The organism is Pseudonocardia sp. C8 (genome assembly GCF_014267175.1).
GTDB lineage: Bacteria > Actinomycetota > Actinomycetes > Mycobacteriales > Pseudonocardiaceae > Pseudonocardia.
This window is the reverse complement of the sequence record NZ_JACMTR010000002.1, coordinates 2,506,549-2,527,915: the sequence shown is the minus strand read 5'-3', so window position 1 is coordinate 2,527,915 and position 21,367 is coordinate 2,506,549. Positions and strand designations below refer to the sequence as shown.

Genomic DNA, 21,367 nt, shown 5'->3' with positions numbered 1-21,367 from the left:
CGACGACCACGGTCCTGACGAGCACCGACAGTCGTGGTCAGCTCGAACCGGCCGCCCGATCACCCCCAGCGTCAACTGGCTCAGGCCGGCTGCGGCACGGGACTGCTCCCGGCGATGGCCTCCCGGACGAGGTCCGTCGCACGGCGGAGACGGCCGAGATCGACCCCGGTCCCCACCCCCCGCTTCTCCAGGTGCGCGACGAGTGTCTCCGTGGCGAGGTTGCCGTGCGCACCGGGCGCGAACGGGCAGCCGCCGTAACCACCGGCAGCGGAGTCGAAACGCGCGACACCGAGGTCGATGGCGGCGTCGACGGTCTCGAGCGCCCGGCCGTGCGCATCGTGCAGGTGCAGGGCGAGCGGGGTGTCCGGGAGCGCCTCGCGGACGGCGGCGACGGTGCGGGCGACCTGCCCGGGTTCGGCGATGCCGAGGGTGTCGGCCAGCGCGAGCCGGCTCAGTCCGATGGCGTCGAACGCCGAGGCGACCTCGACGATCCGCCCAGGAGGCATCTCCCCGTCGAAGGGACAGACGAACGCGGTCGAGACCGCTCCGGCGAACCGGATGCCGGGGTACCCGGCGGCGACGGCGGCCATCTCGGCGAGGGCGCTGACGACGTCGCGACCGGCGTTGGCCCTGCTGTGCCCTTCGCTCGCGGAGGCGACCAGGACGATGTCGCGCACGCCGGCCGCGGCGGCGCGTTCGACTCCGCGCCGGTTGAGGGCGATGGCGCTGAAGCGCGCGTCGGGCCGGTCCGGAAGTGCCGCGACGAGCTCGGCCGCACCCGCCATCTGGGGGACCCGGGCCGGGTTGACGAAGGAGGCGACCTCGAGGTGGCGCAGGCCCGCGGCGAGCAGCGACTCGGCGATGCGGACCCGGTCGGCGACGGAGACGACGACGGGTTCGTCCTGCAGGCCGTCGCGCAGGACGACCTCGTTGATCGTGATCTGCATCAGATGACTCCACGTGCCCGGTGGTCGTCGAGCTGGTCGGCGCTGAGGTCGAGGAGCTCGTGGAGGACCTGGTCGGTGTGTTCGCCGAGTTCGGGACCGACCCAGCGGACGTCACCGGGAGAGCCGGGAAGCCGGGGGACGACCCCGGGGAACCGGATCTCCTCCGGCTCGTCCTCCACGACGACCTTGGCCGGTCGCACCATGTCGCGGGCCCGGTAGTGGCGGTCGCGGGCGATCGCCTCCGCGTCGAGGATGGGACCGGCCGGGACGCCCGCCTCGGCGAGGACGTCGACGGCGGCGGCGGCGGACAAGGTGCGCGTCCACGCGGTGATCGCGTCGTCGATCTCGTCGGCCCGCCGGGCACGGGCAGGACCGCCGGCGAGGGTCGGGTCATCGGCGAGGTCCTGACGCCCGATCGCGACCATGAGCCGGGAGAAGGCGCGATCGGCGTTGCCCGCAATCATGATCGACTGGCCGTCGGCGGTCGGGTAGTTGCCGCTGGGGACCACGCCGGGAAGCGGACCGGCCGTGCGCTGGCGCACGGTGTCGTAGGCGTCGAGGTCCGGTACGAGCGAGTCCATGATCATGAACACCGACTCGTACAGGGCGACGTCCGCGACGCGGGGACCGTGGTGGGGTTGCCCGTTCTTCTTGGCCAGCAACAGCATCAGGGCACCGATGGTGCCGTAGAGGCCCGCAACGGAGTCGCCGATCGCGGCGCCCGGACGCACCGGCTCGCGGTCGGGATGACCGGTGACGTGACGCAGCCCGCCGAAGGCCTCCGCGACGCCACCGAAGCCGGCCCGGTCCTTGTAGGGGCCGGTCTGGCCGTAGCCGGAGATCCGCACCAGCACGACGTCCGGGTTGACCGCGGTCAGCTCGTCCGGCCCGAGCGCCCACCGTTCGAGGGTCCCCGGGCGGAAGTTCTCGATGATCACGTCACAGTGGCGGACGAGGTCGAGGGCGAGCTCGCGGCCCTGGTCGGTGCGCAGGTCGAGGGTCACCGACTTCTTGTTGCGGGCCATCGTGCGGAACATCATCGACGTCGACCCGCGGCCGAGCCGCCAGCCGCGGAGCTCGTCCCCGGAGTCCGGACGTTCGATCTTGATGACCTCGGCGCCGAAGTCGGCGAAGATCCGCGCGGCGAACGGCGCGGCGATGAAGTTCCCGAGCTCCAGCACTCGTACGCCCTCGAGAGGAGCAGGGACGTTCGCGCTGAGATCCGACACATGTACCTCGCTTCTCACCGGTGAGCACGGCGTTCACACCCTTGGGAGCCAATCGCCCAACCAGTAGAGCCAGCGACCCGCTACACGGTCAAACAACTCATCATTCGCTGGGCACAGTGCTCAAGTAGCCGGGGCAGGATGCCGGGCCCGACCGTGCACCTGGCTCAGGTTCCGCGCCGTCGCCGGGGTCAGTCCGCCTCCGCGATGAGCGAGTCGACCAGTGGCCCGACACGGGTTCCGAAGCGGCGACGCAGCACGATCTCGCTGCGGGTCTGGCGCACGCCCTTGGTCCGGATGATGCGCTGCAACAGCGCCTCCAGGTGCTCCAGATCGCGCGCGACGACCCGGCAGACGAGGTCGACGTCGCCCGCGACCGAGTTGAGCTCGATCAGCTCGGGGATCTGTTCGAGGTCGGTGAAGGTGTCCTCGAGCCGATCCTGGCTGACGTTGACCCGCACGTAGGCGAGCACCGGCATGCCCAGCGCGACGTTCGACAGCACCGGCCGGTAGGAACGGATGACCCCGGCGTCCTCCAGGCGCTTGACCCGCGCCTGCGCGGTCCCGCGGGCGATGCCCAGTCGCCTCGCCCACTCCCGGACCCCGACACGGGGTGCTTCGATCATCATGCGGAGCATCTCCAGCTCCGCCTTCTTCACCACCACGGCGTCCGCTCCATCCACGCTGTTCCGGGGCGGTATCGGGGCCAACGGCCTACCCCAAACCCGCCTGACTCACGTGGATTTGAGCACAGTGCGCAAGATTCTGCGAGCTTCTTGGCCAATCTAGGAGCGAACTCGTAGTCTCATCGGCCAGCTGCACAGCTCGACACCCGCGCCGATCCGCGGCTGCTCGATCCTGCCCGACTGCCCGTTACGCCCGCGACGCTGCGGGCTCACACCCGGGAGTGGTCATCGATGACCTATGCCGTCTCCATACTCGCCCTGGTCGCCCTCTTCACCGTCGCGACCGTCACCCCGGTCAACATGGGCGTCCTGGCCTTCGCCGCCGCCTTCATCGTCGGCGGCTGGGTCTCGCACATGGCTCTCGACGACATCGTCGGGTTCTTCCCCGGCAACCTGTTCCTGATCGTCGTCGGCATCACCCTGCTGTTCGGCATCGCCCGGGTCAACGGCACCATCGACCTCGTCGTGAAGGCCCTGCTCACGCTGGTCCGGGGCAAACGCTGGGCGATCGTGTGGGTCATGTTCGGCCTCGCCGGAACGCTGATGGCGCTCGGCAGTGTGATGGCCGTGGGCATGCTCGCACCGATCGCGATGCCGATCGCGAAGAAGTACAAGATCGATCCACTGCTGATGGGCATGATGATCAGCCACGGCGCGTTGGGGACGGCCTTCTCCCCCATCACCGTCTACGGCGCGTTCACCACCGGCTGGCTCGCCGACACCGGGCTCCCCACCAACCCGACCGCGCTGTTCTTCATCCCGCTGGCGCTCAACGTCTTCCTCGCGCTGGTCCTGTTCTTCACCCGCGGCCGCGACCTGCTGCGCAAGGACGGTGGCACGATCGACGGCCCGGTCGAGGCGGACGCGGACACCACCACCGACCCGGGTTCGGCGGCCGGTGGCACGCGTACCGACCAGCTGGGCACCGTGCCGTCCGGCAGCGCGGGCGGCGGCGCGGTCGCCGCTCCGGCCGCAGTCGTGGTGTCGCCGCCGGTGCGTGCCAACGACGCGGAGGGTGAGACGCCCGGACTGACCCCCATCCGGATCCTCACCCTGCTCGGCATGCTGGGCCTGCTGCTCAGCGCCGCGGTGTTCGGAGTGGACGTGGGCATCGGGTCGATGTGCATCTCGGCGGTGCTGCTGATGGCCGCGCCGAACCGGCACAAGGCCGCCATGAACAACGTCAGCTGGTCGGTCGTCGTCCTGGTGTGCGGCATGCTGACCTACATGAGCGTGCTGGAGGAGAACGGCACGCTGCAGTTCCTGGGGGACGCCGCGGCCAGCCTCGGGTCGCCACTGCTGACCGCGCTCCTGCTCTGCCTCGCGGTCGGCATCATCTCCGCGATCGGCTCGTCCATCGGGACGCTGGGCATCGTGTTCCCCCTCGCCGCGCCCATGCTGCTCGCCGGTGAGCTCGGCGTCATCGGGTTCGTCGCCGCGATCGCCTTCTGCACGGTCGTCGTCGACGTCAGCCCGTTCTCCAGCAACGGGGCGATCGTGCTGGCCAACGCCCAGGTCGCCGACCGGAACGCGTTCCAGCAGCGACTGCTGCGCTACTGCCTGATGATCGTCGTCGTCGCGCCGGTGCTGGCGTTCCTCACCGTCATCCTGCCGACCGCCTGACCGTCCGAAGGCGCTCGCTCGGGACCGGCCCGCACGTGCGGGCCGGTCCCGCTGCCGTTCCCCCTTCGGGCCTGCTCACCGCCCCGGCCGGCGGACGTGCTCGATCGCCGACGTGTCGATGATCGTCCCGAACCGGGCGAGGTTGTTCGCGTGGCCGAGGTTGTGGAGGGCGAAGGCGGTGTCGACCGCCTGCTGCATGCCTTGCGCGTCCTGGGACCGGTTGACGCTGGTCTTGGCCAGGCGGAGCCCGAAAGCCGGCCGGGCGGCGATCCGGGTGGCGAGCTCGAGGGTCGCGTTCTCGAGCTCGCCCGGATCGACCACCTTGTTGACCATTCCCATGGCGTGCGCCTCCTCGGCCGTGATCGGCTCGCCGGTGAACAGCAGTTCCTTGGCCCGGCGTGCCCCGACCTCGAAGGCGTGCACGAAGTACTCGGCACCGTTGACGCCGAACGCCGCGACCGGATCGGCGAAGGTGGCGTCGTTCGCGGCGACGATGAGGTCCATCGGCCAGACGAGCATCAGGCCTCCGGCGATCACCCGTCCCTGGACCTGCGCGATCGTCGGCTTCGGGAGCTCCCGCCAGCGCCGGCACAGGCCGAGGAACGCCTCGCACTCGAAGGCGAGATGCCCCTCGACCCCGGGGGCGTCGAAGTCGCCCTCGAGGGTTGCCGTCGGTGGCCCCGGGAGCTCGAACGGCGCGGCGAGGTCGTGTCCCGACGAGAAGTCGGGGCCGTCGGCGGCCAGGATGATCACCCGGACCCGGGTGTCGGCGGCCGCGGCCGCCAGCGCGGCGTCGAGCTGGTACAGCAGGGCCGGGTCCTGTGCGTTGCGCTTCGCCGGGCGGGCGAGACGGATCCGGGCGATGTCCGGTGCCGGGTGCTCGGTACGGATCCGGGGGGCGTCGTCCTGCTGGGTCATCGAACGGCTCCTGCGGTGTCGGAGGTGACGAGGCTGCGCCCCACGATCTCCTTCATGATCTCGTTGGTGCCGCCGTAGATGCGTTGCGCCCGGGCGGCCGTGTACATCCGGGAGATCGGGTACTCGTCCATGTAGCCGTAGCCGCCGAAGAGCTGCAGGCATCGGTCGACGACCCGGCCCTCCAGCTCGCTGAACCACCACTTGGCCATGGACACGGTGACGTCGTCGAGCGTGCCGGCCTCCAGGCGGTGGATGCAGTCGTCGAGGAAGGCCCGCGCCACGCGGGCGTGCGTCGCGCACTCGGCGATCTCGAAACGCACGTGCTGCTGGGCGATGAGCGGCTTGCCGAAGGCGTACCGCTCGTTGACGTAGCGGGTCGCCAGGTCCACGGCATGTTCGATCGCCGCGGTCGCGGTGACCGCGACGATCAGCCGTTCCTGGGGCAGCTGCCCCATCAGCATCGCGAAGCCCTCGCCCTCGGCACCGAGCCGATGTCCGACCGGCACCCGGACCTCGTCGAGCACGAGCTCGGCCGTGTCGGACTCGTGCTGTCCCATCTTGTGCAGCACCCGCCCGACCTGGAAGCCGGCGCAGTCCTTCGTCTCGACCGCGAACAGCGAGATCCCCCGTCCACGGGCCGCGGGGTCGGTGGTGGCCGCCACGAGCACGAGGTCGGCGGTGGCGCCGTTGGTGATGAAGGTCTTGGCACCGGTGAGGACGTAGTGGTCGCCGGAGCGGACCGCCCGGGTGCGGATGGCCTGGACGTCGGAACCGGTGTCGGGCTCGGTCATCGCCAGCGCCCCGATCATCCGGCCGGCGGCCATCTCCGGGAGCCAGCGCCGGCGCTGCTCGGCGGTGCCGTGCCGCACGATGTAGTGCGGCACGACGACGTTGTGGACCTGCATCGGGGCGGGTGTGACCCCGGCGCGGACGAAGGCATCGAGCACGACGAAGTCGTCGAGCACGCTCCCGCCTCCCCCACCGTCGGACTCCGGCACGCCGCAACACAGCAGCCCGTGCGTGCCCGCGGCGGTCCAGAAGCTCCGGTCGACGCGTTGCTGTGCCCGCCACCGGTCCACGGCGGGTACGCCGGCCTCCTCGGCGAACCGATACGCCAGGTCGTGCAGCGCCCGGCGCTCTTCCGTCATCCACTTGCCATGCGACATGTAAATCTCCACTAATCAGTGATCATGACACTTTGTTCGCTGATAGCCAGGTAGACACAGATACTCGCTCGGTCTTGCCAACGAAGTCAACGACGGATAACTTGCATCACCACCAGCTTGAGCTGGGAGACCACGGAGCCCCCGACGGAGGTGGCGATGCCCGGAATGCAGACATCCCGACCGGTCGCGGTGGTGACCGGAGCGAGCGGCGGCCTCGGCGCGGCCTGTGCGCGCGTCCTGGCCGACGACGGCTACGACATCGAGCTCCTCGACCGGGACGGGCCCGGGCTGAAGTCGGTCGCCGACGAGCTCGGCCGGACCGGGGCCACCGTCGGGGCGCACACCGTGGACCTTCTCGACTCCGACGCCGTGACGGCGGTCTTCGACGGACTCCCGGGTCGCGACCGCCTCCGTGCCCTGGTCAACGTGGCCGGGCTCATCTCGCTCGGCACGATCACCGACATCACCACCGAGGACTGGGACCGTGTCCTCGGGGTGAAGCTGCGCGGCGACTTCCTGACCTGTCGCGCCGCGATCCCGATCATGACGGCGAACGGCGGCGGCGCCGTCGTCAACTGCTCGTCGATGTCCGGGCGCACCAAGTCGGTGCTGACGGCCCCGAACTACGTCGCGTCGAACTCGGGGGTGATCGGTCTGACGATGAGCCTCGCGAACCAGCATGCCGCCGACGGTGTCCGGGTCAACTGCGTCGCGCCCGGAATGATCGACACACCGATGCTCGAGGCCTACACGACCGAGCAGCTCGCGGGCATCCGTGCCGCGGTGCCGCTGGGCCGGTTCGCCGATCCGGCCGAGATCGCGGCGGTCGTCGGGTTCCTCGTCTCCGACCGGGCCAGCTACGTGACCGGCGAGACGATCAATGTCAACGGCGGCATGTTCATGGTCTGACCGGCTTCCTCCCGCAGTCACCACTCCCGAAGGGACGCCATCCATGTCGAGTCTCGAGAACTACCAGGCCCGCGTCGTCACCACCGGCACCGGACCGGACGGCCGGTCGACCGTCGTCTCGGACGGACCGACCACGACCCGCGCCGTCACCCCCACCTTCACCGTGGCCGATGTCTGGCGCGTCGACGCCGTTCCGCCGCGGGTCGACGCCGAGAACCCGCTCGACGGCGGCGTCGAGCTCGAACCACCCCGCTCCGGGGTGCTGGTCCGCATGGTCAGCTTCCCGCCGGACAGCGAGTGGCAGGCCGGTGGTGGCTACGAGGACGCGATGGCCAGCATCGGCGGCGCCGGGTCGCACGACGCCGACGCCGAGGTCGCCGGCATGCACGCGACCGACAGCGTCGATGTCGTCACCGTCGTCGAGGGCGAGCTGCATGCCGTGCTGGAGACCGGTGAGGTGCTCCTGCGGCCCGGGGACTCGCTGGTGCAGCGGGGCACCAAGCACGCCTGGAGCAACCGCACCGACCGGCCGGCCACCATCGTCGCGACCATGGTCGGCGCGCACCGTGGCACCGGCGGAACGGAATGACGCCGTGTACCTGACCCAGCCGCTGCACCGCGGCCTCCAGCAGCACCCGGGCCGCATCGCGACCGTCGACGGCGACCGGGAGTACACCGTCGGCGAACACGTCGACCGGGTCGCGCGGCTGGCCGGTGGCCTGCGGGAGCTCGGGGTCGCCCCGGGTGATCGTGTCGCGATGTACGCGCTCAACTCGGACCGCTATCTCGAGTACCTCATGGCCGTGCCGTGGGCCGACGGCGTGCTGGTCCCGGTGAACACCCGATGGAGCGTCACCGAGGTCGCCGACAGCCTCGTCGACGCCGGTGTCCGGGTCCTGCTCGTCGACGACGCCTACGCACACACCGTCGCCGAACTGCAGGCCCGGTGCCCCGGGCTCTCCACCGTCGTCCGTGCCGGGGACGAACCGATCCCCGACTCCGTCGACTACGACCAGCTGGTCGGCTCCTCGGACCCGGTCCCGGACGCCCGGCGCGGCGGGGACGCGCTGGCAGCCCTGTTCTACACGGGCGGCACCACCGGCCGGTCCAAGGGCGTCATGCTCAGCCACGCCAACCTCATGACCTCGGCGCTGGGCTGCGCGGCCGCCGGGTTCTGGGCGACACCGGGCGGCCGCTTCCTGCACTCGGCGCCGATGTTCCACCTGGCCGACCTGTGCCTGTGGGCGGCCCACTCGCTCGGCGGCAGCACGCACGTGGTCGTCCCCGGTTTCGAGGCGGGACGCGTGCTGCAGGCGGTCGAGCGGCACCGCGTCACCGACCTGTTCCTGGTCCCCACGATGATCGGCATGCTGATCGACCACCCGGACTTCGACCGGTACGACCTGTCGAGCCTGCGCCGGTTCTGCTACGGCGCGTCGCCGATCTCCCCCGAGGTGCTCGACCGGACCCTACGGCTGCTGCCCGACGTCGAGCTCGCCCAGGCCTACGGGATGACCGAGCTGTCCCCGGTGGCGACGCTGCTCGGCCCGGACGACCACCGCTCCGACTCGCCGCGCCGCTACTCGGCGGGCCGCGCCGCGCCGCACAGCGAGATCCGAGTGGTCGACCCGGACGGTGCGGACGTGCCGACCGGCACCGTCGGTGAGGTGGTCAGCCGCGGCGGCCACACCATGCTCGGGTACTGGAACCAGCCGGAGGCCACCGCGGCGGCGCTGCGTGACGGGTGGATGCACACCGGCGACGCCGGCCGGCTCGACGAGGACGGCTATCTGTTCGTCGTCGACCGGATCAAGGACATGATCGTCTCCGGTGGCGAGAACGTGTACTCGGCCGAGGTGGAGAAGGCAGTGCTGCGCCACCCCGCCGTCGCCTCCTGTGCGGTGATCGGCGTGCCCGACACCGTCTACGGCGAGCGGGTGCACGCGGTCGTCGTGCTCCGTGACGGTCACCGGATCGACGCCGGCGAGCTGCGCGAACATTGCAAAGGCCTCATCGCCGGCTACAAGGCCCCGCGCAGCGTGGACTTCGTCGACGAACTCCCGCTGTCCGGCGCAGGTAAGATCCTCAAACGCGACCTGCGCCGGAACACGACGTCCTCCGGCGTCCGACCATGACGGATGTGGGGATCATCGACGGGACCGGCGGCCGGGACGTCGCACGACGCCCGCGCGACCGCAGGGACACGATCGCCCGCAACGCGGCCGAGCTCTTCGCCGCGCGGGGATTCAACGCGGTGCGCATGGACGACATCGCCGCCGCGACGGGGATCACCGCGGGCGCGCTGTACCGCCACTTCCGGAACAAGCAGGATCTCCTCTCGGAGATCGTCAACTCCAGCCAGCAGCGGTATCTCGCTGAGCTCGACGCGGCCGGCGACGAGGCGGACGTCCGCAGGCACGGCCCGGAAACGTTGACCACGCTGCTGACCGGGCTCGCCGCCGCGTCGCTGGACAGCGCGCACTTCGCCGTGCTCTGGCAGCGCGAGTCGCGCTACCTCGGCGACGACGACCGTGCCGGACTCCGCGCGCGGCTCCACGGCATGGCGGGCCGGATCGCCGACCGGCTCGGCCCGGACCGGCCGCACGCCGAGATCACCGCATGGGTCCTGCTCGCGGTGCTCTCGAGCCCGGGCCATCACGATCTCGTGCTGCCGCGCCCGCGGTACGACCGCATGCTGGTCGACGCGTGCCTCGCCGTGCTCGACGCGCGACCGGAGCCGGTGGGGTCCACTGCGACGGTCGCCACCGGCACCGGGGCACGGCCGGCGTCCCGCCGGGAAGAGCTGCTCCTGGACGCCGCCCGCGCGTTCCGGCGATCCGGATACCCGTCGGTCGGCATCAACGACATCGCCGCCACCGCAGGCATCGCCGGACCGGCGATCTACCGCTACTTCGACGCCAAGTCCGACATCCTCGTCGCGCTCGTCGCCCGGTTCCAGGAGTGGGCCGCACACGAGGCGCACCGGGCACTCCGCGCCGCCGATCCCGCGGACCCCACCGACGTCCTGCAGCGGCTGGTCCGGGCCTACGTGGTCGTCGGGACGGAGAATCCGGACCTCGTCGCCGTGACCGTCACCGAGTGGTCCGACCTGCCCGACCCCGACCGTGACCGGCTCCAGCGGCTGCGCAACGACCTCGTGGCCGAATGGCAGCAGTGGCTGCTCGCCGCCCGTCCCGGCCTCGGCCGGCACGAGGCGACGCTGCTCGTCCGCACCGCCATGGTGCTGATCGAGGACACCGTCCGGGTCCCGCACCTGACCGCGACCTGCCCCACCGCGGTCCCCGCGGAGCTCGAGGCGGCCGCGACCGCCGTTCTCCTCCACACCACCGTCTGAGCCCCGACACCTGCCGAACCCGCCACCCGGCGTGCCCGGGGTGTGATGCCGCATGCCCGAGGAGGTCACCGCCGTGCCCGCACCCGACCCGCCGACGCCATCCCCGCGCACCGCACTCGTCACCGGCGCCGGTAGCGGCATCGGACGTGCCGTCGCGCGCCGTCTCGCCCGCGACGGACTCACCGTCCTCGTCACCGACCGCAGTCCGCAGGCTGCCCGCCACGTCCGCGACGAGATCGCCGCCGACGGCGGCGACGCCTCCGCACACGTCTGCGACGTCACCGACGAGACCGACGTCCGGGCGCTCGCCGGCTCGGTCGCAGATCGCGCCGGCCGGGTCGACGTGCTCGTCAACAACGCCGGCCTCGCCGAACGCCCCAGCACGTTCGAGGACCAGCGCCCCGAGATCTGGGACCGGGTCCTGGCCGTGTCCCTGCACGGCACGCGGATCTGCAGCCGCGAGTTCGGCACCCGGTTCATGCTGCCCACGGGCCGCGGCCGCATCGTCAACATCACCTCGGTCGCCGGCCTCGTCGGCGTGCCCCGGATGCACGCCTACTCGGCGGCCAAGGCCGCCGTCGCCATGTTCACCCGGACCCTGGCCTGCGACTGGGCCCGCCACGGCGTGACCGTGAACGCCGTCGCGCCCGGGTACGTGGACACGCCACCGGTCGCCGCCCTCGCCGCCACCGGCGACCTCGACGTCGCGCGGCTGCGCGCCCGTGTCCCCGTCGGCCGCCTCGGTTCCGGTGCGGACATCGCACACGCCGCCGCCTTCCTCGCCCATCCCGATTCCGGCTACCTGACCGGTGTCGTCCTGCCCGTCGACGGCGGCTGGACCGCCTTCGGCGACGCGGGCGACGCCCATCGGGAACCACTCGACACACACCCGGAGAAGCCATGACCGACGACAGGACCGTGCCCGCCCCGACGACCCGGACGTCGCCACCGACCCGCCCCGGCCGCACCCGTGCCCTGTTCACCGCCTGCGTCGGCAACGCGCTGGAGTGGTTCGACTGGCTGATCTACGCCCAGTTCGCCGCGCTGCTGTCCCTGCAGTTCTTCCCGGCCGGCGACCGCACCGCCGCGTTGCTCGGGACCCTCGCGATCTTCGGTGTCGGCTTCTTCTTCCGGCCACTCGGCGGTGTCGTTCTCGCCGCCCTCGCCGACCGCCACGGGCGTCGCACCGGCCTGGTCGTGTCCATGCTCCTCATGGCCTCCGGCGCCGTCCTCATCGGAGCCGCACCCACCTACGAACAGGTCGGCCTGGCCGCGCCCGCCGTCCTCCTGCTGGCCCGCGCCCTGCAGGGCATGTCCACCGGGGGTGAGTTCGCGGGCGTGGCCACCTATCTCGCCGAGTACGCCCCGACCGACAAGCGGGGGCGCTACGGAAGCCTCCTCTACATCTCGGCCAACCTCGGCGCGCTCGCGGCGATCGGGACCTCGCTCGCACTGACCGGCCTGCTCGGCCAGCAGCAGCTGGCCTCCTGGGGCTGGCGGATCCCGTTCCTGCTCGGCGGTGCACTCGGGCTCGTGGCGCTCGTCCTGCGCCGCCGGATGGCCGAGACCGAGGCGTTCCGCGCCGTCCGCCCCGGCCGGAACACGACCCCGGCGCGGCAGCTGCTCCGCCGCCACCCCGGCGCCGTGGTCCGCCTGTTCGTGCTCTCCGGCCTCACCGGGGTCTGGTACTACACCTTCGCCTCGTACCTGCCCGTCCACCTCCGGAGCCAGGGCATGCCTGCCGCTCCGGCGCTCACCGCGGGCATCATCGCCCTGGTCGTGATGACCGTGGCCCTGCCGTTCATCGGTGCACTCTCCGATCGCCACGGTCGCCGCGCCTTCGTGCTCGCCTTCGGGGCCGCCGTCGCCGTCGGCGCGGTACCGCTGTTCGCCGTCCTGCAGCCGACGTTCGTCTCCCAGGTGCTGGTCCAGACCACCGCGCTGCTCGTCTTCGCCTGCTACGCGGCGATCGGGCCGACGGTCATGGCCGAGCAGTTCCCCACCGAGGTCCGCGCCGTCGGTTCCGGCCTGCCCTACGGCCTCGGCGTCGCGCTCTTCGGCGGGACGGCACCGCTGCTCATCGAGTGGCTGACCAGCAAGGGGCTCAGCGGCGTGTTCCCGTGGTACCTCGCGGTCCTCGGCGCGGTCACCGTGGTCGCCGTGATACCGCTACGCGACCGTCGCGACACCGACATGCGTGCCCTCTAGCAGATCGGCGGGAACCGGCGCACGGTCGTACCCCGCACAGGCCACGCAACGCCGGGAGCGTCTCCGGTCGGCGCCGGACGGCTCCGGCACCGCCGCGACGCACGACATGGGGCTTCCGAGCGCGGCCGCCGGAAGTTAGCCTTGTCGGCTCGGCCGGGCACCCGCCGATCGGGCCCTGACGTCGTGAAGGGTGTCCGCCCATGCACCTGCTGTTCGCCGACTCGGTCGCCGACCGGACCACCGCCGAACTCGAGTCACGGGGGCATCGTTGCTCGGTGGAGCCGACGCTGACCAGCGCGGAACTGCCGGGCCGGATCGCCGGCGTCGACGGGCTGGTGGTCCGCAGCACCAAGGTCAACCGGGCGGTGTTCGAGGCCGCCGACAAGCTCGCCCTGGTGATCCGGGCCGGCGCCGGAACCAACACCATCGACGTCGAGGCCGCGGCCCGGAACGGGGTCGTGGTGTCCAACGTGCCCGGCCGCAACTCGGTCGCGGTTGCCGAGCTCACCATGGGGTTGATCCTGGCGCTCGACCGCCGGATCGCCGACAACGTGGCCGACGCGCGGCAGGGCCGCTGGGCGAAGGCGACCTACAGCAAGGCCAACGGGTTGTTCGGCAGCACCCTCGGCATCGTCGGCCTGGGCTCGATCGGCCTCGCCGTGGCCGAGCGGGCGGCCGGGTTCGGGATGCGGATCTGCTGCCTGGACCGCCCCGGTCGCAGCCGAGCCACCCTCGACCGGCTGGCCGAACTCGACGTGGTGTGCCACGGCTCGCTCGCGCAGCTGCTCGCCGCCGCCGACGTGGTGAGCCTGCACGTGCCGTCGTCGCCGGAGACCTGCAACCTGGTGGACGGCGACTTCCTGGCCGCGATGAAGCCCGGCGCGATCCTCGTGAACACCTCGCGCGGTGAGGTGGTCGACGAGGCGGCGCTGCTCGCGGCGCTGGATGCCGGCCACGTCCGCGCCGGCCTCGACGTGTTCGCCGACGAGCCGGGCTCGGGCGCCGCCGAGTGGGACTCCCCGCTCGCCAGGCACCCCGGGGTCGTGGCCACCCACCACATCGGAGCCTCCACCGCACAGGCCCAGGCCGCCGTCGCCGCGGGGGTCGTGGAGATCGTCGACGCGTTCGCGGCCGGCGAGGCGCGCAACTGCGTCAACCTCGCACCGCGCGGTCTGGGCAGCGCCACACTCACCGTGCGTCACCTCGACAAGGTCGGTGTGCTGGCCAGGGTGCTCGAGTTGCTGCGCGAGGCCGGGCTCAACGTCGAGCACATGCAGAACCGGATCTTCGCAGGCGGCGAGGCTGCTGTCGCCACGATGGACCTGGCCGGCACCGTGCCCACCGACCTGCTCGCGCACCTCGATGCGATCCCCGAAGTGCTGGGCAGCTCGCTCGTCGCCCTCGACTCCGCCGGCCCCGGGTCGACCGGCACGGTTTCGATCGGAACGGGGTCCACGTGACGCGCGCGCCCACTCCCCCGGCCACCGAGGTCACGCGAGCCGGTCCGGCCGGGCGGAAGACGGCCCGTGGCGCCGAGCTCGTACGCCCGTTCACCGGGTGGCTGGTCCGCGCCGAGGCCGCCGCCGAGGAGGTCGGGGCCATGTCGGAGGCCGCGGTCGCCGCGGGATCGGCGTCCCGCCCGGTGCGCGCGGACGCCTACGAGCCGATGCCCCCGGCGCTCTACGTCTACCGCCAGGCCACGCCGCACGGCGAGCACACCGGCATCGTCTGCGACATCAGACCCCAGGCGTTCCTCGACGGGCAGGTACGCGGTCACGAGTCGGTGCAGCCGTGCCGGGTCGACGGGCTGGCGCGATACCTCGCGACGGCGCCGCAGCGGGTGGAGCTGGTGAGCACGCTGCATCGGGCGGGGCCGCACGTGCTGGCCACGCTGGCAAGGGCGATCGAGATGTCGCCGACGCGCGACGTCGCCGGGCCCGACGGCTCGCGCCACACGATATGGCGGGTTCCGGAGGGCCCGCAGACCACGCAGCTGTGCCGGGAGCTGGGCGCCGCCACCCACTACATCGCCGACGGGCACCACCGGGTGGCGGCCAGCCTCGAGGTCTGGGCCCGCTCCGGGCCGCCCGTGCGCCGCGGCGTGCTGTGCGTGGCCTACCCGCTCGACGGGCTGCGGCTGGCCTCCTTCGACCGGCGGGTGGCGGGCCCGGTCGACTCCGCGCTGGTGCGCGGCCTGCTCGAGGCGAGCTTCGACGTCCGCCCGGCGGCCGGCGCGCAGGAGGCGCTGGCGTCGGGCATCGCGGTCAACCTCGACCGCCGCTGGTACGTCGCGAGGTATTCCGGTCACCGGCCGCCCGGGGCGCAGGGTCTGGACGTCTCGCTGCTTCACGACCGCGTGCTCGACCGGCTACCCCCGGGCACCGAGGTGGAACTGGCCCGCGCCCCGCTCGAGGACCTCGTCGCCGCGTGCGACGCGGACGGCGGAGTTCTGATCGCGCTGCCCGCGCCGGAGCTCGAGACCCTTCTCGCGATCGCCGACGCCGGCGAGGTGGTGCCGGCCAAGAGCACGTTCTTCTCACCCAAACCCGGCTCGGGCATCTTCCTGCGCGATCCCGCCGCCTGACCAGGATCAACGTCGCCCGCAGACCGGCGTGGCTGCCTCGTCCCGCACCGGCACGTTCGACGGCCGCGAGAACACGCCCGGGGGGTGGTCGACGCGCAGAGAGTGGCGTAGCGGGGTGGACATCGTCATCCTCGCCGGGCCGGTGTGGGCAGCAGGGACCGCGTGATCAACTCCTTCATGATCTCGTTGCTCCCGCCGTAGATGCGCTGCGCGCGTGCGTCGACCCAGAGCCGGCCGATGGGGTACTCCCGCATGTAGCCGTAGCCCCCGAACAGCTGCAGGCAACGGTCGACGACCTGTCCCTGCACGTCGGTGGTCCACAACTTGACCATGGCAGCAGCCGCCAGGTCGAGGCTGTCGTCGAGGTGACGGACGATGGCGTCGTCGACGAAGGTGCGGGCCACCTCGGTGAGGGTCGCGCACTCGGCCACTTCGAAGCGGGTGTTCTGCAGGTCGGAGAGCGGCGCCCCGAATGCCCGTCGTTGCGAGGTGTAGTCGACGGTGAGCGCCACCGCCTGGGTCATCGCGCCGACGGCCATGACGCCGGCGAACAGCCGCTCCTGCGGGAGCTGCTCCATCATCATGGCGAAGCCTCGGCCCGGTTCGCCGAGCAGCGCGGACGCGGGCAGACGCACCCCCACGAACGACAGCTCGCTGGTGTCGGATCCATGCTGGCCGATCTTGTCGAGCACGCGGGTGACCGTGAAGCCGGGGACGCGGGCGTCCACGAGGAACAGGGAGATGCCGCGACTCCCGGCGCCGGGCTCGGTGACCGCGGCGACGACGACGAGGTCGGCGATGCTGCCGTTGGTGATGAAGGTCTTCGAGCCGTCGAGCACCCAGTCGTCGCCGTCGCGGACCGCGCGGGTCCGCAGCGCCTTGAGGTCCGACCCGGCGTCGGGTTCGGTCAGGGCGATCGCACCGACCGTCTCGCCGGTGACCATGGACGGGAGCCATCGCCGCTTCTGCTCGTCGGTGCCGTAGTCGAGCAGGTAGTGGGTGACCACGCCGCTGTGCACCGCGCCCCCGAAGGCGTAGTCGGTGACGCGGGCCTGGGCGTCGATGACGGCGAGGTCGTGGGCCACCGACCCGCCGGAGCCGCCGAACTCGGTCGGAACCGAGCAGCTCAGCAGACCGACCCCGCCGGCGAGTGTCCAGAACTCGCGGTCGACGTGGCGCTGGGCCTCCCACTTCGCGGCCCGTGGCACGGCCTCCCTGGTGAAGAACTCGTCGGCCAGCGCGGACAGCTGCGCGCACTCCGCATCCATCCACCGCCGCGTCTTGCTGCGCGCCATCGGTCTCTCCGCTCGCATCGACCCGCTAGGTAATGAGCAACAGGCTGCCCTACGAGCGAGATCGGAGGCAACATGCCCCTATGAGCCCTGCAAACAGCAGCCTTGCGCATCTAAGTACATAGCCGATAGATTGCCGATCCGCGACGCGACGGAGCGCCGGAGACCGCAGGAACCACCGACGAAGGGCAACGAGGCCATGGCCGACACAAAGCTGGCGCTGATCACCGGGGCGGCGAGCGGCATCGGAGCGGCGTCGGCCCGGGCGCTGGCCGCCGAGGGCTACTCGGTGGCCGTGCTCGACCGCGACACGACGCTGCTGGAACAGCAGGCCGAGAAGCTGCGGGCCGAGGGCGCCGACGTGCTGACGATCCCGGTTGACCTGCTCGACGCCGAGGCCGTGGCCGACGGCATCGACGCCGCCGGTCGACACGCACCGTTGCGAGGCGTCGTGCACGCCGCCGGAGTCTTCGATGTCGGCACTGCCGCCGACATCGACGAGGCGTCATGGGACCGGCTGGTCGACATCAAGCTCAAGGGTGCGTTCCTGGTGAGCAAGGCCGCCATCCCGCTGATCGCCGCGGCCGGCGGCGGCGGCATCGTGCATATCGCCTCGATGTCCGGCCGCACGAAGTCGGTCTTCACCGCGCCCAGCTACGGCGCCGCCAACGGCGGCATCATCGGGCTCACCATGACCCTGGCCGCGCAGAGCGCACCGCTCGGGGTGCGGGTGAACGCCATCGCTCCCGGCCTGGTCAACACCCCGATGAGCGAGGCGTACCGCGCGGCGCTCGGGGACGAGCGCATGAACGCCCTGCCCGCGGCGATCCCGCTCGGCAGGTTCGCCGAACCGACGGAGATCGCCGACGTCGCGGTGTTCCTGATCTCCGAGAAGGCCAGCTACATCACCGGCGAGACGATCAACGTCAACGGGGGCATGTTCATGTGCTGACCTCGGCTTCCCGCCGACGACGCCCGCCCCGTGCCCGAGCCACGACCTGAATCCACAGGAGGAGCCATGACACCCCCCACCGCCGCTGACTACCAGGCCCGCCGGGTCGTCGTCGGTACGACCGACGTGGGCCGATCGACCATCGTCGAGGACGGCCCGGCCACTACCCGGGCGGTCCTTCCGATCTGCACCGTCGTCGACCTGTGGTCGGTGCCGTCGTTGCCCGCCGTCGTCGAGGACCCGGATTCCCTCGACGGGAACGTCGCCCTCGACCCGCCACCGGCGGGTGCCCTCGTTCGCATGGTGACCCTCCCACCGGACGCGGAGTGGAAGACCTCCGGCGGAGGGTTCGGGGAATCCCTGTCGGCGATGGGTGGGGCGGACGCCGCTGCTGACGACCACGACGACAGCTCGGGGATGCACGCCACCGACACCGTCGACGTGATCGTCGTGGTGTCCGGCGAGGTCTACGCGGTTCTCGAGGACGGCGAGACCTTGCTGCGTCCGGGCGACAGCCTGATCCAGCGCGGGACCAAGCACGCCTGGAGCAACCGCACCGATCAGCCCGTGACGTTCGTCGCGACGATGATCTCTGCCAAGAGCTGACACTCCCGGGGAAGCGGATGTATCTGACACAGAGCCTGCACCGCGCCGTCCAGCGCGACCCCGATCGGATCGCCACCGTCTTCGGTGATCGCACGCGGACCTACGCCCAGTCGGCCGACCGTGTTGCTCGACTCGCCGGCGGACTGCGAGCCCTCGGTGTGGGCGGTGGCGACCGGGTCGGCGTGCTCGCACTCAACAGTGACCTGTACCTGGAGTGCCTCCTGGCGACGTGCTGGGCCGACGCCGTGATCAACACGGTGAACACGCGCTGGAGCACGGCCGAGATCGCGGCGTCGCTCGTCGACTGCCAGACCACCGTGCTGTTCGTCGGCGACGACTTCCTGCATCTCGTCGAACCGCTGAGGGACCGGTGCCCGCAACTGGCCCACGTCATCCATCTCGCGACCACCCCGGCCGACGGGGTGCTCGGCCACGAGCAACTGATCACCGACAACGAGCCGGTCCCGGACGCACGCCGCGGGGGCGACTCCCTCGCCGCCCTGTTCTACACCGGCGGGACCACCGGCCGGTCCAAGGGCGTCATGCTCAGCCACGCCAATCTGATGACCTCCACGTTCGGCTCGATGGCCAGCTGCACGTTCGCCACGCCGGGCGGAGCGTTCCTGCACTCGGCGCCGATGTTCCACCTCGCCGATCTCACCGGCTGGCTCGCCCATCTCGCCCTCGGCAACACCCAGGTGGTCATCCCGCGCTTCGACCCGGCCGACTTCCTGCGGGCGGTGCAGGCCCACGCCGTCACCGACGTGCTGCTCGTCGCCACCATGATCCAGCTGGTGATCGACCACCCACAGGCGGCCGAGACGGATCTGAGCAGCCTGCGGCGAATGATCTACGGCGCGGCGCCGATCTCGGATGCCGTGCTGCGACGCACCATGGAACGCATTCCGCAGCTGGAGCTCGTGCAGACCTACGGCATGACCGAGCTCTCCCCGGTCGCCACGATCCTCACCCCCGAGCAGCACCGACCCGGCAGCCCACGGCTACGCACCGTCGGGGTACCGGCTCTGCACAGCGAGCTCCGCATCGTCGACGGCGACGACCGCGACGTGCCGCCCGGTGTCGTCGGCGAGATCACCGTGCGCGGAGGCCACGTCATGCTCGGATACTGGAACCAGCCCGACGAGACCGCCGAGGCGCTGCGCGGTGGGTGGATGCACACCGGCGACGGCGGCTACCTCGACGAGGACGGATACCTGTCGCTCGTCGACCGCGTGAAGGACATGATCATCACGGGCGGTGAGAACGTCTACTCCACGGAGGTCGAGAATGCGCTCCACCAGCACCCGGCCGTGGCGACCTGCGCGGTGATCGGCATTCCCGACGACACCTACGGCGAGGCCGTCCACGCCGTCGTCGTCCTGCGGCAGGGTGCCCACGTCACCGCCGCCGAGCTGCGCACCTTCGCCAAGTCCCTGGTCGCGGGCTACAAGGCACCGCGGTCGGTGTCGTTCGTCGACGAGCTTCCGACCTCGGCTGCGGGCAAGATCCTCAAACGGGAGCTTCGCGCCCGATACGCCGACGCGGGCGCACCCATGACCCCATGAGCTGGCCGGTAGCGTCCGGTTCCGTGACCACGCAGGACCCCACGGAGCCGACCGCCGTGCGGAAGGTGCAGCGCCGACCGCGGGAACGCCGCGAGCTCGTCGCCCGGCACGCCGCCGAGATGTTCAGCGCCCGTGGCTTCCCTGCCGTCCGCATGGAAGACATCGCCGGCGCGGTCGGTGTCACCGCCCGCGCCCTCTACCGGCATTACCCCAACAAGAGGGCGCTGCTGTTCCACGTCACGACCGCCCTGCAGGACCTGTACTTCGACGCGCTCACCGATCCGGGCGATGTTCCCGCTCGCGATCCCGCCCAGCTCCTCGTCGACGCGGTCGGGCGGCTCGCCGGGGTCACCCTCGACGGCCGTTCCCACGCCCTGCTCTGGCAACGCGAGGCTCGACACCTCGATCCGGACCAGCGGGCCGTCGTCCGCGCCCGGGTGGCCGAGGTGGCTCAGCGCATCGCCGCGATGATCACCGCCACACGGTCCCGGCCCACCGGCGACCCGGACACGGAGCTGCTCGCCTGGGCCGCGCTGGCCGTGCTGGCCAGCCCCGGTCATCACGGCGAGCCGCTCCCCCGACCCGCGACCGATGCCCTGCTCCGGCATGCGGCGCTCGCCGTCGTCACCACCGATCTGCGATCGCCCGGCGCGACCGACGCCGCCGGCCCGCAGGGCTACGTTCAGGAACCAGCACTCCCCTCGCGCCGGGAGACCCTGTTGCGTGCATCGGCACGGCTGTTCCGCCAGCACGGCTATCCCGCGGTCACCATGGAGGACATCGGCGAGAGTGCGGGCATCCTCGGGGCCAGCATCTACCACCACTTCCCCAGCAAGGGGGAGCTCCTCGTCACCCTGGTCCGCCGCTTCCAGGACTGGCTCACGTTGGCGCTGTTCAACGCCCGGGGCCGCACCACCGATCCGGCAGAGGCACTGCGGTTGCTCACCGTGTCCTACATCGAGCTCGCCCTGCGGTTCCCCGACCTGGTCTCGGTCGCCGTGACCGAAGTCCTCTACCTACCGGACGAGGACCACGACCAGCTCCGCCGCGCACGAGCCGACATCATCGCCGAATGGGCCGGGCTGCTCCACCGGACCCGGCCCGAACTCGACGGTGCCACCTGCGTCCTGCTCGTCCACGCCGCGGTCGCGGTCGTCGATGACGTCGTCCGCATCCCACACCTGCACCATGACGCCCTCGGTGCCCAACTCCTGGCGATCACCCACACCATCTTCGCCGGCGTGGGACGGGGGTGACGAGCGGCTCGACGGTCCCGTGGAACGTGAACGGTGCGGGCTCGCTCGAGGTCGGCAAGCTGCGTCCACACCGG

At 71.5% G+C, this 21,367-nt stretch carries 19 protein-coding genes; 13 read left to right on the top strand and 6 right to left on the bottom strand.

Annotated features, from left to right (window positions below; translation table 11 throughout):
• Window positions 1–80 precede the first annotated feature (80 nt).
• From H7X46_RS12400 to H7X46_RS12390, 3 genes are all read right to left on the bottom strand, one after another.
• Window positions 81–947 carry a hydroxymethylglutaryl-CoA lyase gene (locus tag H7X46_RS12400; RefSeq protein WP_186359552.1) on the bottom strand — a complete coding sequence of 289 codons (867 nt, stop codon included), beginning with the start codon at window positions 945–947 and terminating at the stop codon, window positions 81–83.
• The gene (locus H7X46_RS12395; protein WP_186359551.1) at window positions 947–2,176 is read right to left on the bottom strand and encodes a CoA transferase; all 1,230 of its coding nucleotides are present in this window, start codon (window positions 2,174–2,176) and stop codon (window positions 947–949) included. Before H7X46_RS12395 ends, H7X46_RS12400 begins: the two co-directional genes overlap by 1 nt.
• Window positions 2,177–2,364: 188 nt before the next feature.
• Window positions 2,365–2,838 (bottom strand): Lrp/AsnC family transcriptional regulator, encoded by a 474-nt coding sequence (locus H7X46_RS12390; RefSeq protein ID WP_370588724.1) that lies wholly within the window; start codon window positions 2,836–2,838, stop codon window positions 2,365–2,367.
• Window positions 2,839–3,090: 252 nt separating this feature from the next.
• Between H7X46_RS12390 and H7X46_RS12385 the strand changes: the two genes are divergently transcribed.
• Entirely contained in the window at window positions 3,091–4,482 is a 1,392-nt protein-coding gene (locus H7X46_RS12385; protein WP_186359550.1) for an SLC13 family permease, read from the top strand.
• A gap of 75 nt (window positions 4,483–4,557) precedes the next feature.
• Here the strand turns inward: H7X46_RS12385 and H7X46_RS12380 are convergent, their stop codons facing one another.
• Together H7X46_RS12380 and H7X46_RS12375 are read right to left on the bottom strand one after the other, a co-directional pair.
• Window positions 4,558–5,400, bottom strand: coding sequence for an enoyl-CoA hydratase (locus H7X46_RS12380; protein WP_186359549.1), 843 nt, complete (start codon window positions 5,398–5,400; stop codon window positions 4,558–4,560).
• On the bottom strand, window positions 5,397–6,548 hold the full coding sequence (locus tag H7X46_RS12375; RefSeq protein WP_222131288.1) for an acyl-CoA dehydrogenase family protein: 1,152 nt from the start codon (window positions 6,546–6,548) through the stop codon (window positions 5,397–5,399). Before H7X46_RS12375 ends, H7X46_RS12380 begins: the two co-directional genes overlap by 4 nt.
• Before the next feature lie 183 nt (window positions 6,549–6,731).
• Between H7X46_RS12375 and H7X46_RS12370 the strand changes: the two genes are divergently transcribed.
• From H7X46_RS12370 to H7X46_RS12335, 8 genes are all read left to right on the top strand, one after another.
• Complete coding sequence (locus tag H7X46_RS12370; protein ID WP_186359547.1) at window positions 6,732–7,475, top strand: SDR family NAD(P)-dependent oxidoreductase; 744 nt, start codon at window positions 6,732–6,734, stop codon at window positions 7,473–7,475.
• Window positions 7,476–7,518: 43 nt separating this feature from the next.
• Complete coding sequence (locus H7X46_RS29560) at window positions 7,519–8,064, top strand: cupin domain-containing protein (RefSeq protein WP_186359546.1); 546 nt, start codon at window positions 7,519–7,521, stop codon at window positions 8,062–8,064.
• A gap of 4 nt (window positions 8,065–8,068) precedes the next feature.
• Complete coding sequence (locus H7X46_RS12360; RefSeq protein WP_186359545.1) at window positions 8,069–9,610, top strand: long-chain fatty acid--CoA ligase; 1,542 nt, start codon at window positions 8,069–8,071, stop codon at window positions 9,608–9,610.
• 5 nt (window positions 9,611–9,615) lie between these two features.
• Window positions 9,616–10,830, top strand: a complete 1,215-nt coding sequence (locus H7X46_RS12355) for a TetR/AcrR family transcriptional regulator (RefSeq protein WP_186359544.1) — start codon at window positions 9,616–9,618, stop codon at window positions 10,828–10,830.
• A gap of 52 nt (window positions 10,831–10,882) precedes the next feature.
• Entirely contained in the window at window positions 10,883–11,734 is an 852-nt protein-coding gene (locus H7X46_RS12350) for an SDR family NAD(P)-dependent oxidoreductase (RefSeq protein WP_186359543.1), read from the top strand.
• The gene (locus H7X46_RS12345) at window positions 11,731–13,038 is read left to right on the top strand and encodes an MFS transporter (RefSeq protein WP_186359542.1); all 1,308 of its coding nucleotides are present in this window, start codon (window positions 11,731–11,733) and stop codon (window positions 13,036–13,038) included. Before H7X46_RS12350 ends, H7X46_RS12345 begins: the two co-directional genes overlap by 4 nt.
• A gap of 200 nt (window positions 13,039–13,238) precedes the next feature.
• Complete coding sequence (locus tag H7X46_RS12340; RefSeq protein WP_186359541.1) at window positions 13,239–14,498, top strand: phosphoglycerate dehydrogenase; 1,260 nt, start codon at window positions 13,239–13,241, stop codon at window positions 14,496–14,498.
• Entirely contained in the window at window positions 14,495–15,622 is a 1,128-nt protein-coding gene (locus tag H7X46_RS12335) for a DUF1015 family protein (RefSeq protein ID WP_186359540.1), read from the top strand. The genes H7X46_RS12340 and H7X46_RS12335 overlap by 4 nt, the downstream gene beginning before the upstream one ends.
• 125 nt (window positions 15,623–15,747) lie before the next feature.
• On the opposite strand, the gene H7X46_RS12330 is transcribed toward H7X46_RS12335, so the two are convergent.
• A complete protein-coding gene (locus tag H7X46_RS12330) occupies window positions 15,748–16,917 on the bottom strand; it encodes an acyl-CoA dehydrogenase family protein (protein WP_222131286.1) in 1,170 nt (389 codons plus the stop codon).
• A gap of 196 nt (window positions 16,918–17,113) precedes the next feature.
• On the opposite strand from H7X46_RS12330, the gene H7X46_RS12325 reads away from it, so the two are divergent.
• The 4 genes from H7X46_RS12325 to H7X46_RS12310 all read left to right on the top strand — a co-directional run bounded on the left by H7X46_RS12325 (window position 17,114) and on the right by H7X46_RS12310 (window position 21,293).
• Window positions 17,114–17,866: an SDR family NAD(P)-dependent oxidoreductase gene (locus H7X46_RS12325; RefSeq protein ID WP_186359539.1), complete on the top strand. Its 753-nt coding sequence runs from the start codon at window positions 17,114–17,116 to the stop codon at window positions 17,864–17,866.
• A 66-nt stretch (window positions 17,867–17,932) separates the two neighbouring features.
• Window positions 17,933–18,472, top strand: coding sequence for a cupin domain-containing protein (locus H7X46_RS12320; RefSeq protein WP_186359538.1), 540 nt, complete (start codon window positions 17,933–17,935; stop codon window positions 18,470–18,472).
• Window positions 18,473–18,489: 17 nt separating this feature from the next.
• Window positions 18,490–20,037, top strand: coding sequence for a long-chain fatty acid--CoA ligase (locus H7X46_RS12315; protein ID WP_186359537.1), 1,548 nt, complete (start codon window positions 18,490–18,492; stop codon window positions 20,035–20,037).
• A gap of 23 nt (window positions 20,038–20,060) precedes the next feature.
• Window positions 20,061–21,293, top strand: a complete 1,233-nt coding sequence (locus tag H7X46_RS12310; RefSeq protein WP_186359536.1) for a TetR/AcrR family transcriptional regulator — start codon at window positions 20,061–20,063, stop codon at window positions 21,291–21,293.
• The last annotated feature ends 74 nt before the right edge of the window (window positions 21,294–21,367 follow it).